General features: G+C 63.7%; 7 protein-coding genes. 5 read left to right on the top strand and 2 right to left on the bottom strand.

Annotated elements, in window-relative coordinates; translation table 11 throughout:
• Positions 1-2: 2 nt before the first annotated feature.
• Genes AAF555_06400 through AAF555_06385 form a run of 4 tightly spaced genes read left to right on the top strand, consistent with a single transcriptional unit; the run spans position 3 to position 7,516 of the window.
• On the top strand, positions 3-1,547 hold the full coding sequence (locus AAF555_06400) for a sulfatase-like hydrolase/transferase (GenBank protein MEM6911198.1): 1,545 nt from the start codon (positions 3-5) through the stop codon (positions 1,545-1,547).
• Positions 1,548-1,572: 25 nt separating this feature from the next.
• Entirely contained in the window at positions 1,573-3,639 is a 2,067-nt protein-coding gene (locus AAF555_06395; protein ID MEM6911197.1) for a hypothetical protein, read from the top strand.
• 60 nt (positions 3,640-3,699) lie between these two features.
• Positions 3,700-6,090 carry a sulfatase-like hydrolase/transferase gene (locus AAF555_06390; protein ID MEM6911196.1) on the top strand — a complete coding sequence of 797 codons (2,391 nt, stop codon included), beginning with the start codon at positions 3,700-3,702 and terminating at the stop codon, positions 6,088-6,090.
• A gap of 34 nt (positions 6,091-6,124) precedes the next feature.
• Complete coding sequence (locus tag AAF555_06385) at positions 6,125-7,516, top strand: sulfatase-like hydrolase/transferase (GenBank protein MEM6911195.1); 1,392 nt, start codon at positions 6,125-6,127, stop codon at positions 7,514-7,516.
• 138 nt (positions 7,517-7,654) lie between these two features.
• Here AAF555_06385 and AAF555_06380 read toward each other — a convergent pair whose 3' ends face one another.
• Positions 7,655-9,448 carry a sulfatase-like hydrolase/transferase gene (locus AAF555_06380; GenBank protein ID MEM6911194.1) on the bottom strand — a complete coding sequence of 598 codons (1,794 nt, stop codon included), beginning with the start codon at positions 9,446-9,448 and terminating at the stop codon, positions 7,655-7,657.
• Between the two features lie 81 nt (positions 9,449-9,529).
• Complete coding sequence (locus AAF555_06375) at positions 9,530-11,179, bottom strand: sulfatase-like hydrolase/transferase (protein ID MEM6911193.1); 1,650 nt, start codon at positions 11,177-11,179, stop codon at positions 9,530-9,532.
• A 95-nt stretch (positions 11,180-11,274) separates the two neighbouring features.
• Here AAF555_06375 and trpB point away from each other — a divergent pair, with 95 nt between their 5' ends.
• Positions 11,275-12,474 (top strand): tryptophan synthase subunit beta, encoded by a 1,200-nt coding sequence (gene trpB, locus AAF555_06370; protein MEM6911192.1) that lies wholly within the window; start codon positions 11,275-11,277, stop codon positions 12,472-12,474.
• The last annotated feature ends 183 nt before the right edge of the window (positions 12,475-12,657 follow it).

Below are 12,657 nucleotides of genomic sequence, written 5' to 3'. Positions count from 1 at the left end.
GGATGAAGGCGTTGGCTATTTCTTGGGGCTCGCTCACTCGGGTGGGGGCCTGGGCGCGCGCGACCGGATGGGGGTCCTTCCTCTGGCTGAGCTGGATGACTGCGCCGGGATCGCTCGACGCGGCGGAGCGACCAAACATACTCTACATTTTCACCGACGACCAAAGCTACCGCACCGTCAGCGCCTACCCGCGTTCCCACCGCTGGGTCAAGACCCCCCACATCGACCGGCTGGCTGAAAACGGGATCCTCTTCAGCCAAGCCTACATCGGGGCCAAGTGCGTTCCCTCCCGGGCCAACGCCCTGACCGGGCGCCACCAGTTCAATATTGGCAAGCGCACCAAGCGCTACTGGCCGGAAGACTTTCGCCAGCAAGGCTACACCACCGGCATGATCGGCAAGTGGCACTGGAATCTCGGCACCGAATACCATGGTCACGGGGTGGCTTGGGATTGGTCCGTGGTTTGGGATCACAACCAGCCCGGAGAGGAAAAGACCTACTACTGGGAACAACACGTGAACGTCCATGGCCAGGAGGCCGAACCGCTTGGGGGCTACAGCACGGACGTCTACACCGAGCGCACCATCGAATTCATCCGGGAGCAGGCGGGGCAGGCGCAGCCCTGGTATTTCTGGCTGGCCTACGCCGGGGTGCATGGGCCCTTCACCCCGGCGGAGCGGCACCAAGGACGCTACCTGGGCAATCCCGAAGTGCCGGAATCGAAGCGCCCGGCCGACGTCTTCGGCCCCCGCCCGGGCAAGCCGCGCCATCTCCGGGACTACTCCCGCTGGCGGGATGACGACGGGACGCCCGCCATCAAAGGCGTCTCGCTCGACGAGCACGTCAAGCTCTACAACGAAGCCGTGCTCGCGATCGACGAAGGCGTGGGCCGGATCACCCGCGTCTTAGCGGAGACGGGCCAACTGGAAAACACCCTCATCGTCTTCACCTCCGACCAAGGCTACGCCTGGGGCCATCATGGTTTGCGGGGCAAGATCAATCCCTACGACGCCTCGCTTCGCAGCCCGCTCATCGTCTGCTGGCCGAAGCGCTTTCCTCGGGGAGCGGTCTGTGCTCATCCGGTCAATGGCGTGGACCTCGTGCGCACCTTCCACGAACTGGCGGGAGTGGAGCCCGGGATGGCGCTCGATGGACGAGACCTGACCCCGATTCTCCTGGAGCCGGGTCGGGACGGGGCTTGGACCGAGGAACCGATGATCCAGACCTACACCGTCCACCTCTACGACAACCCCTCCATCGAAGACCGCATCCGCACCCGGACCTGGGAATCGCTCGTCTACGACAAAAACCCCATGCCCGCCTACCTCATGCTGCACGAGGGCCGCTACAAATACATCCGCTACATCGGTGAGGACTACATCGAGGAGCTCTACGATCTCCAGGAAGACCCCGAAGAACTGCGGAACCTGGCGCTGGAGGGCCCCTTCCAAACCCAACTGGCCGACCTCCGCGGGCGAACCCTGGATGCCTTTCGAGTGAAAGGAGCCGCCTTCGTCGATCTCCTCCCTCCAGCCAAAACGGAGTGAGGGGCGGCGGGCTCTCCCCCCCACCATGAAAACCCTCTTTTCCCTCCTGCTTCTGGGTCTCTTCCCCAGTCTCTCGGTCCAAGGCCAAGAGAAAATTTGGCTGCACTTCGATGCCGACTCGCCGCCCCAAGTCTTCGCCGCCTCTCGCTTGCAGGCCACGCTGGAAGAACTCGGGCATTCCGTCTCCTTGACTGGAAGCGAAGGGGAAGGGGGGCCCTCGATCCGGGTGGACCTGGTGGCCGCGAGCGACTCCCCCGCGCTCCGGGCAGAGGGCTTTGCCATCGAGAAAGACGGCCAGGCCATCCGCATCAAGGCTCTCGAGGCCACGGGAGCCATGTATGGACTGCTGGAAGTGGCGGAGCAGCTGGCCCGGTTGGAAGCGATCGATCTCATCCAGCCGAGCTGGCGCAATCCCCGGTTTCCCTTCCGCGCCATCAAATTCAATTTGCCGTGGTCCTCCTACCGCCGGTTCCCCGCCCTCCAGGCCAACCTGGAAGCTTGTCGCGACCTTCGCATGTGGGGGGACTTCCTCGACATGATGGCGGAAAATCGCTTCAACGCGCTCACCCTTTGGAACATCCATCCCTGGCCCTATCTCATCCGCCCCACCCACTTTCCCCAGGCCAGCTCCCTCACGGAGGCCGAGTTGGCCGAGTGGCAGAACTTTTGGCGATCCCTCTTCCGCATGGCGAAGGACCGGGGGATCGAGACCTATCTCTTGAACTGGAATGCCTTTGTTTCGGAGGGCTTCCGGGAACATTATGGCGAGGGCAACGTCGACACCGGACACCACTTCATTGAGGGCATCGACAGCCCGCTCATTCGGCAATACAACCGGGAATGCCTCACCCAAGTCATCAATGAGTATCCCGAGCTGACGGGCCTCGGTGTCACCCTGGGGGAGGGCATGGAAGGCTGGTCCAGCGAGCTGCAAGTGGACTGGGTCAAAGACGTCTTCTTCCGCGGCATCCAGGCCGCCGACCGTCCCATTAAGTTCATCTACCGCGCCGCCCTCAAAGGGGATCACACGCAGAACCGGCAGGCCATCGACGAATCCGGACTCGGCACGCCGGAAAGCCCCATCGTGGTCGAGCTGAAATTCAATTGGTCCCACGGACACTCCACCCCCACCTTGGTCAAAGCCCACGGCGGCGGCACCGGGGAGGAATACTGGACTGACCCCGCCCCCACCCACCACAAGATGGCCTGGATGGTGCGCAACGAGGACTTCTTTCGCCTCCGCTGGGGGGAGCCGGACTTCATCCGGGAGCACCTCCGCACCAATGGGCAGGACTTCGTAGCCGGGTATTTCCTCGGTTCGGAATGCTACATCCCCGCGGCCGACCTTTTCCAAAAGCCCGGTCATCCCTCCATCCACTGGGACTGGGCCTTCCAGCGGCAATGGCTCTTTTATCACCAATGGGGACGCCTGCTCTACGATCCCTCGGTCCCGAACGAGGTCTTCGCCCACAGCTACGACCAGCGTTTCCCCGGCGGGCATGGGGCGGACATGGTGGAGGCCTTCCACTTGGCCACCCAGACCGCCCAGCGGATCGCGGGCTTTTTTAGCTGGTCCTGGGACTACACCTTTTACACCGAAGGCTTTCTCTCCAAGAAAGGCTTTCTCAGCTTGCGGCAGATGCTCCGGACGGACACGACCGAGCCACGCTTCGTCTCGCTCAAAGAATTTGGCCGAGGGAAGGGAGACTTCGGAGAGCGCCTCACCCCGCTCGACTTGGCGGACGCCTTGGAGCGGGATTGCCAGGGGGCGCTCGCTCTTCTGGAGGCCATCGAAACCGAGAACGCCCCCCTCTTGGGCGAGATGGCGGACGTGCAAGCTTGGTCTCAGCTGGGCCTCTACTTCGCTGACAAGCTGCGGGGGGGAGTGGCTTTCAATCGCCAGGAAAGAGCCGCCGCTCTCGCCAGTTTGGAGAAGGCCCTCGGCCATTGGGAGGCCCTCAGCCAAATCACCGAGGCCACCTACCAAGCCAGCTCGCTCGGCCACCTCGATGGGAAACCCTTCCACTGGAAGAACTTCGTGGGCGAGGCGAAAAAAGACATCGCCTGGGCTCGTCGGCAGCTCGCGCCCTGACTTTTCCGCCCGGTGATGCTTTTTCCGGGAAATTGTGCTAACCAAACGAACCCCCCCCCAATGTCCTCCTCCTTCCCCCCCCCAGGTCGAGTGGGCCGCACCCTTTGTCTGGCCCTCCTCCCCGTTCTCTGCTGTGGGTCGGCTTTGGCCGCGCCTCCGCTTGGCCAAACCATCTGGCTCTATCATCCCGAGAATGCCTCCTACGTCAGCGTTCAGGCGGATCTCGCTTTTCAACTGAACGCTCGCGAGACCGCCTCCGTCCAGACCGCGGAGAAGCTCCTGGTGGAAGACGCGGGGCAAGGCCGGATCCGCTTCCAGTCCGCGCTCAACGGAAAGTATGTCCGGGTCAATCTCGACAATGTCGACAAGCTGGTGGCCGATGCCGAGGACGGCTCCGACCCGCTGACCCACTTTCTCTGGACGGACTTGAGCGATGGGAAGGTGGAGCTGCGCTCCGTGGGCGACAACGACCTCGCCCCCCTCCTCAGTCCGAGCGGTTCGGCCGAAATCGTCCGGGCCAACGCCACCAGCAGCAGCGCCAACGCGGAGTTCACCTGGGGCTTGGCCACCGATCTGCCGCCCAACATCGTCTTCATCTACATCGATGATTGGGCCTGGAATGGCTCCTCCGTCGCCATGGACCAGCGCATGGCCAACTCTCACTTCCCCCGCATCATCGAGATGCCCCATCTGGACGCCATCGCGGCCAATGGCATGGTCTTTCGCAACGCCTACGGCTCCCCCCAGTGCACCCCGGCCCGGGCCGCCATCCAGACCGGCCAGTCCAATGCCCGCAATGGCATGACCGTCTTCATGAACAGCTCGGACTACTATGATCGAGACGCCACCACCGAAGGACGCCAATATTTCCATTTCCCAGTCGTGGCCAATGGAGCGGATCGCAGTCTGCGCTCCGAAGCCATCACCATCCCCGAAGCCCTCGCGCCCTATGGCTACGTCTCGGCCCACCTCGGCAAGTGGCACCTCCGGGGCGATCCGGGCCAGGAAGGCTACGCCCTCCACGATGGCGCCACCACCAATGACGAGGGGAACAACTACACCAACGCAGGCGGCTTGGAGGCCTTGAGCGACCCCAAACTCATGACCCACATCACCGACACGGGGCTAGCCTTCATGGAAGCCCAAGTGGCGGCCCAAAAGCCCTTCTACTTGCAGCTCTCCCACTACGCGGTGCACGGAGGCAATGAGTGCACCCCGGCCTCCCGCGCCCGCTACCAAAACGTCCCCGAAGTGGTGGCCTACAACGGCGGCCGCACCAACCCGGACAACCTCAATCGGAAACAAGATCCAGCGGTCTGGCTGGGCATGATCTATGAGCTGGATCAAAAGATCGGCCAAGTGCGGGAGAAGTTAGTCGAACTGGGCATCGAAGACCACACCTACCTCATCGTGAGCGGGGACAACGGCTACCGCCACAGCTTCTACGACGAGCTTTCCGGCCTGCCCCAGCCGCTCCACTCCCGCAAATGGTGGGCTTGGCAGGGCGGCATCCGCATCCCGCAGGTCATCGAAGGCCCGGGCATCCCCCCGGGGAGCTTCTCCACCGTCAACGTGGCCAACTACGACTTCCTCCCCACCTTCGTGGACTGGGCGGGAGGCGATCCCACCTCCGTGCCCAATCTGGATGGCCGCAGCCTGGCTGGTCTCTTGCGCGGGGAGGCCCCGGGGGCGGAGCTGCGGGAGCGGGGGCTCTACTTTCATTACCCCCACTACCGAAACACCATGCCCCATTCCGCCATCGTGAAAGGAGGCCACAAAGCGGTCTACTTCTACGAAACGCCCGTCCGCTTCCCCGAGTGGGAGCCCATCATGCTTTTTGACCTCCATCAGGACGGGGGCGAATACCACAATATCTACAGCCAAAATCCCAGCTTGGGGCAGGCCCTCTACGCCGAGCTTTCGGCCTACCTCCAAAGCGTCGGGGCTCGCCTCCCCCAAGTGCCCAACCCAAACTACCAGGCCTCCGTCTACGAGACGTCTGACAGCTACGGGGCCCGGGTCAGCCAAGGCCCCTTCGTGGGGTCCCGAGGCACCAATGGCGATGAAGGAGGCGCCACCCCTTTTTTCAGCTACTGGATGGACTCCTGGGGCACCTCGCTCGGGGAGGCCTCGGCCGACTTTGACGGGGATGGCGAGTCCAACCTGATGGAGTATGCCCGGGGCGGGGATCCCACGAACGCGCTCGATGCCGGCCAGCCCTTGGCCTTCTCGACCGAAGGAGGGAGCCCGCTCTTCCAGTTTCCCCTCCGCAATGACGATTCCCGTCTCCGCTACCAAGTGGAGCGTTCTCCCACGCTCTTGCCGGGAAGCTGGTCGCCGGTGTCGGGGAGCTGGCAAATTGAAAGCGGCGGTGGCGATCTCGACCAAGCGACCCTGGCAGCCGAGGCCACGGGAGCGCTCATGTTCTATCGCTTGCAGGTGACCGAGTGAAGCCCGAGTTTTCTCCTTCTCCTTTCTCAATTTCATGAAAACCATCCCACCTTCTTGGGCATCGCTCCCGAAAGCACTCCTTCTGGCCCTCCTTTCTTGGACGGCCTGGACCACCCCGCTGCCAGCAGCCGATCCACCGAACATCGTCTTCATCTTCGCGGATGACCTCGGCTTTGGAGACCTCGGCTCTTACGGCCACCCTTACGCCCAAACCCCGGCTCTCGATCGCCTAGCGGCCGAGGGAACGCGCTTCACCCGCTTTTATGTCTCTGGGGTGACCTGTTGTCCCAGCCGGACCGGCTTCATGACCGGCCTTCACACGTCCCGCTTCCAGCAATACCCCGCCGCCTATGGCTTTGGTGAGGAGGTCACCATCACCGAACTCTTGCAGAAGCGGGGCTACCGGACGGCCCACTTCGGAAAATGGCACATCGGCCCGAAGAAGGGGGAAGGCTATGGGATCGATTTTTACAGCGGGGGCATCGGGGAAAAGAAGGACCAGCGCGGGCGGGACGCCGGGATTTTCGACGCCGCCATCCAATATCTGGAAGAGGACGCCTCCGGCCCGTTTTACATGAACATCTGGGGCCACATCACGCACTACGCGGTCGATGCCCCGGACGGCTTGGTGGAGCGATTTGATGACCTCACGGTGGATCGGAGTGATTTCGCCCCCGCCATGCAGCACAAGTTCGACGAGTGCCTCCAGATCGGCGGCCATCTCGATGAATCCATGCGGGAGTATGTGGCCGAGCTGCATGCCCTCGATCTCTGCGTGGAGCGACTCTTGGCGACGCTCGATCGCTTAGGCTTGCGGGAAAACACCATCGTCGTTTTCTCGAGCGATCACGGACCCGCACCCGTCCTGACCGGCGGGAAGAAGGAGCGCCACCGAGAATTCTCCGCCAACATGCTGGGCTACGCCGGAGGTCTCCGCGGGGGCAAGCATGACCAATTGGAGGGCGGCATCCGCTCGCCCTTCATCGTGCGCTGGCCGGGACGGGTCCCGGCGGGACGAGTGGACACCACCAGCGTGATCTCCGGACTGGATTGGCTCCCGACGCTCGCCTCCATTGTCGGCATCCGAGAGGTCCCCACCCACTTGGACGGGGAAGATGTCTCGCGCGCCTGGGCGGGCCAGGAGCGCCTCCGAGAAACGCCCCTCTTCTGGCGAGTCAGTTCCAGCGGGGCCGGGCCCTCCATGTTGTGGAAGGATTGGAAACTCCACCTTCCCGGGAAGCGAGGCAAAACGCCGGTCCAGCTCTACGACATCGCAAAAGACCCTTCCGAGAGCCAAAACCTGGCGGCCGACTTCCCGGAAGTGACCGCCCGCCTGACGCAGAAGACCCAAGAGTGGGTCGACTCCTTGCCGAAGGGCTACGCCAAGCTCAGCAAGCAGCAGTTGCGGGAGTTGGAGGAGGATTGACGGCCCGCTGCCCGGCGGGGCCTCATACCAAGCTGCAGAATTGGCTCGAAAGACTCCGGCTCTTCCTTCCCCGCGCTTCAGCGCCTCTTCCCCACACCACCTTCCCTCCATTCTACCAGTGAATTCTGGAGCTTGGTATCACTGCTTGCGCAGCTCGATGACGCGGAGCTGCTCAAAGGGCTTCTGCCCACCGGGCGGGGGTTCCACTAAAGAGAGCGTCATCTCTTGCATCCCGGTGGCGAGCTGGATGGTGCCGAGGGCCCGGCGGTCGCCCAGCGCCTGCACCTGATTTTCCAGGCTGGCCGAGCCGATTTCCAGCCGGAAGGTGGCGCCGGCTTTCCCGCCGCGGGCTTCCAAAAAGACTTGGTAGCGGCCCGCCGTCACCACCTCCACCGGGAAGGTCTGGGAGTCGCCAGCCGCTTTCCAGTTTTCCGACCACAAGTTTTCCGCCCGGACGCCGCCCGTCATGCGGATGCCGCCCCCACAGGGAATTTGCGAGCCCCGGAGATTGCCACCGACGCGGGCGTAGCGGTCATACTCCGGGTGGCCGATGTGGAAGCGGGGATGCACGAAGCTATGGGGGCGGGCCACGCTTTCACGGAAGGCGGCTTCGGTTTTGCGCGCCAGCTCCGCCGCCAGTTCGGGTTGGGCCGCTAGGAGGTCCTCCTTTTCTCGCGGGTCCTCCATCACATCGTAGAGGGAGAGGCTCTTGCTGCGAAGCTGGACGAACTTGTAGGGCCCCTTCCGCCAGGCGGCGATCTGGGAGTCGTATTGAAGGTCGTGCTTGTCCACCAGGACGTTGTGCTTGTTCATGGGGCCCTGGAGGGAGACCTCCCAGTGCGAGCGAAAGAGTTCCCGAGGTTGCGGCCAAGCCTCTTGTCTCCCTGCCAAAAAGGGCACCAGTGAAAGACCGGCCAGGTCTTCCCGGGCCTTGGTTTGGCCCACTCCGGCCAGGTCCAGGAGGGTGGGGAAGAGGTCGGTCACGTCGGTGAGGGCCTCGATGGTGGCAGGGCGGATCTTGCCAGGCCAGCGAATGAAACAGGGCACCCGGAGGGCGTTCTGCCAGATGTTGCCTTTGACGCCTTTCAAGCGCTGGGGGCAGCGGAGCGCGATTTCCGGGCCCGCGAGCTTGCTGTCTTGGGTGCGGTCTCGGTGGATGGGGCCATTGTCGCTCGTGAAGATCACGACGGTCTCCTCGCTCAAGCCTTTTTGATCGAGGTGGGCGAGCAGCCTCCCGATCTGGGCATCGAGGTTTTCCAGCATCCCGTTCAGCTCCGAGAAATAGGGGGAGTGTCCGGCCTCTCGATACTTCCGGGTCAAGGACGCAGGCGCTTCGATCGGGGTGTGGATGCTGAGGTAGCTCAGCATGAGGAAGAAGGGCCGTTCCCGTTCATCGATGTAGTCCATGGCCAACTGGGTCAGGCTTTCGTCGGCCCAGCCTTTTAGTTGCACGGAGCTTCCATTGTGAGAGACCTCGGTCTGGTGGTGCTGGTAGAGATCGGCCACCCAGCCATCGGCAAAGCCCCGATGCCAGGGCATCCAGGCGGGCGCGCGGCCGGAGTGCCATTTGCCGATGTAGCCGGTGTCGTAGCCTCGCTCCTGCAAGACATCGGCCACCGTCACTTCGTCCAGATGGAGATAATCCCGCGAGACGTGCACTCCCCAGACGCCCACGTCGAGGTGGTTCTTTCCGGTCAGGAGGGAGGCCCGGGTCGTGGCGCAGACGGGCGTCACGTGAAATTGGTCGAAGCGCATGGACTGCTGCCCGAGACGATCGAGATGGGGGGTGCGCGCCACGGTGTTCCCGTGGAGGGCGAGGTCGCCGTAGCCCTGGTCATCGGTCAGGATGAGCAGGATGTTCGGCGGCTGGCCGGAGAGGACGGCCCAGGGGGCGAGGTCGAGCAAGCTCAGCAGGCAAAGGAAACGGATCATGGGCGAGGAGGGGGGAGGGGGAAAGGACTGGAGGAGTCTACGTAGAAGGGCTCGCGGGCTGGTCAAAATCTTGAGGCGACCTCAGCGGACGGGCGGCCAAGAGATCGCATCGAGATCCCGGGATTCCCAGGCCGGCTCGGGTGGGCCTTCTCGCCGGGCCGCCTCCACCAGCCGTTGGTAGTCTTCGCTCACCAAGAAGGGATCGGCTTCTTCCGGGAAGGCGTGGGCGAAGCTGGAGGTGTGTTCCCGGAGGCCTTGGCGGAGGCGGGCCCGGACCCCGGCCAGTTCCGGGTCGTGCCAGCGATTTTCCAGCTGGTAGGGGTCCTTCTCCAGGTCGTACAATTGGTCGGGGTCGAAGTAGCCCGGGAAGTGGGCCGCGGCCAAGGCGGCGTGCACTTGCGGGTAGCCCAAGTGATTGGGCGCGCGCTCCAGGCCGGGGCCCTTCAGTTCCGCCACCACTCGGGCCGGGTAGCGGAAGGCGGCGTATTGGAAGCGACCATCAAAGACCGCCCGAACATGGCCCATCTCGGTGTAGATGAAGTCTCGCACGGGAGTGTCCGGGTCGGAGAAAAGCGGGCTGAGATCGACGCCATCCCAGACCTGTTCGGGAGGGAGCGGCAGGCCCGCCAAACCGCACAAGGTCACCAAGAGATCGACCTGCGCCACCAACTGCCGGCAGACGAGCCCGGCCGGGATCCGTTCGGGCCAGCGCATGAGGAGCGGGACGTGATTGCCGAAGCGATAGACCCCACTTTTTCCCGGCTCCACGCCATGATCGGCCGTGAAGATGAGGAGCGTCTCGTCGAGACAACCAAGCCGCTCCAAGGTGTCCAAGACCACGCCCACCTGTTGATCGAGAGCCGCCAAGCCGGCGGTGTGATGCTTTTGGCCGCTGCTGAGGCCTTCCAGGCGGGCTTGCATGCGGGCGGCGGGAATCTGGTATTGCGGCACATCTGGACGAAAGCCGCCCGGCGTGAAGCGGAGGTCCTTTTCGTACTGGACGGGGTGCCAAGGGCCATGAACCGCGGTCGGGGTCAGGAAGGCGAAGAAGGGAGTCTGGCCGGCATGCCGACCGAGGAAGTCGGAGGCCAGGGCGCTGATCCAGGGCAGGTTGTGATGGCGGAGCGCGGGATGGGGAATGTGCTCGCTATTGGTGTAGGTGATGGCGCCCGCCTCCTGAAAGCCCAGGCGGGAGGTCAACAGCCGGACCAACTCCGCTTGATGCGCTTGCAGCCAACGCTCGACCGCGGGATCGCTCGGCGGTCCGGCGGGCAAGGGAGGGAGGCCCAGGGACTGCTCGGCCTCGATCTCGGTGACATGGTTTTTGCCAAAGAGGCCGCTCACGTAGCCGGCCCGGGCCAGGAGCTTGGGGATGGTGAGACGATCGCCTTCGATGACGGTGTTCCAGGCGATGCTGTAGGGTTCGTCCTGGGCGAAGAGCGCCTCCATGGCGGCCGCTCTCCCGGGGTATTGGCCGGTGAGCACGGAGTAGCGGCTCGGGGTGCAAGCGGAGGCGGCGGTGTAGGCTTGCTCGAAGCGGAGGCCTTCGGCCGCCAGCCGATCCAGATTCGGCGTGGCGTAGGGCCCCCCGTAACAGCCGAGGTAGTCCGGCCTCATCTCATCGCTGAAAATGAGGACGATATTGGGAGGGGCAGCCTCGGCAGCTAAAGCCAAGCCGCTCAGGCAGTTTGCCAGCCCGGCCAGAAGGAGGAAACGATGGGGGGATTTCATGAGAGGGGGTCTCTCTCGGTAGAGGAGCGATCTCACTTGGCAAGACCGCTTTTCCCCTTTGAGCCCGTCTCCTTCGTAGTGTAATTCCCAAGTTCATGACGACCGCGACCCTTCCCGACGAGAAAGGCCACTTCGGCCAGTTTGGTGGCATGTTTGTGCCGGAGACGCTCATGGCGGCGCTCCAGGAGCTGACGGTGGAGTATGCCCGGGCCAAGGCGGACCCCGCTTTCCAGGCTCAGCTGAAGGGTTTGCTGCGCGAGTTTGTGGGAAGGCCTTCGCCGCTCTACTTCGCCGAGCGCTGGACGGAGAAACTGGGTGGCCCCAAGATTTACCTCAAGCGCGAGGATCTCCTCCACACGGGGGCCCACAAAATCAACAACGCCCTCGGGCAAATTCTGCTGGCCCAGCGGTTGGGCAAGACCCGGATCATCGCGGAAACCGGGGCCGGCCAGCATGGGGTGGCCACGGCCACGGTGGCGGCCCGCTTCGGGATGGAGTGCATCGTCTACATGGGTGAGGTCGATATGGAGCGCCAAGCCCTGAACGTAGCGCGCATGCGTCTCATGGGGGCCGAGGTCCGCGGGGTGACCGCAGGACAGAGAACGCTCAAGGAAGCGGTCAACGAGGCCATGCGGGATTGGGTCACCCATGTGCGGCACACCCATTACATTTTAGGCAGTGCTCTCGGCTCCCACCCCTACCCCATGATGGTGCGGGACTTTCATCGCGTGATCGGAGTGGAGGCTCGCCAGCAAATCCTGGAGCGCGAGGAACGCTTGCCGGATGTGTTGGTGGCCTGTGTCGGAGGCGGCAGCAATGCCATCGGCCTCTTTCACCCCTTTCTCGGCGATGACGCCGTCCGCATGGTGGGGGTGGAGGCGGGGGGCCACGGCATCGCTAAAGGAGAACACGCGGCCCGCTTCCAAGGCGGCAAGCTGGGCGTGCTCCAAGGCACCAAGACCTATCTTCTGGCGAATGACGATGGACAAATCGAGCTGACCCATTCGGTTTCCGCTGGTCTCGACTACGCGGCCGTGGGGCCGGAGCATGCCTACTACCGGGAGCAGGGTCGGGTGGAATACACCTACGCCACCGATGAAGAGGCCCTGGCGGGCTTCCGGGAGCTGTCCCGCACCGAAGGCATCATCCCCGCGCTGGAAACGGCCCATGCCATGGCTTGGGTCAGTCGCGAGGCAGCCCAACTGGGTAGCGATCAGATCGTGCTCATCAATTGTTCCGGGCGGGGAGACAAGGATGTGGAGCAGGCTTCGAAGTATCTCCTCCCGCAGGGATAATACCAACCTCCAGAATTCACTGGTAGAATGGAGGGAAGGAGGTGTGGGGAAGAGGCGCTGAAGCGCGGGGAAGGAAGAGCCGGTGTCTTTCGAGCCAGCGCTGCGTTGCTCCTCGGTTACGGTGCCTGCACCGCGCCCTCGTCGCGCCTTGGTCTGGCCCGAAATTCACTCGGCCATTCTACC

It is taken from the genome of Verrucomicrobiota bacterium (genome assembly GCA_039027815.1).
Classification (GTDB): Bacteria; Verrucomicrobiota; Verrucomicrobiia; order Verrucomicrobiales; family JBCCJK01; genus JBCCJK01.
The sequence above is the reverse complement of the archived record's forward strand: the minus strand, read 5'-3'. Positions and strand labels throughout refer to the sequence as shown.

Coding starts and splice junctions, on each gene's coding strand:
- AAF555_06400 (MEM6911198.1), top strand. CDS start 3: ATGAAGGCGTTGGCTATTTCTTGGGGCTCGCTCACTCGGGTGGGGGCC.
- AAF555_06395 (MEM6911197.1), top strand. CDS start 1,573: ATGAAAACCCTCTTTTCCCTCCTGCTTCTGGGTCTCTTCCCCAGTCTC.
- trpB (MEM6911192.1), top strand. CDS start 11,275: ATGACGACCGCGACCCTTCCCGACGAGAAAGGCCACTTCGGCCAGTTT.
- AAF555_06385 (MEM6911195.1), top strand. CDS start 6,125: ATGAAAACCATCCCACCTTCTTGGGCATCGCTCCCGAAAGCACTCCTT.
- AAF555_06380 (MEM6911194.1), bottom strand. CDS start 9,448: ATGATCCGTTTCCTTTGCCTGCTGAGCTTGCTCGACCTCGCCCCCTGG.
- AAF555_06390 (MEM6911196.1), top strand. CDS start 3,700: ATGTCCTCCTCCTTCCCCCCCCCAGGTCGAGTGGGCCGCACCCTTTGT.
- AAF555_06375 (MEM6911193.1), bottom strand. CDS start 11,179: ATGAAATCCCCCCATCGTTTCCTCCTTCTGGCCGGGCTGGCAAACTGC.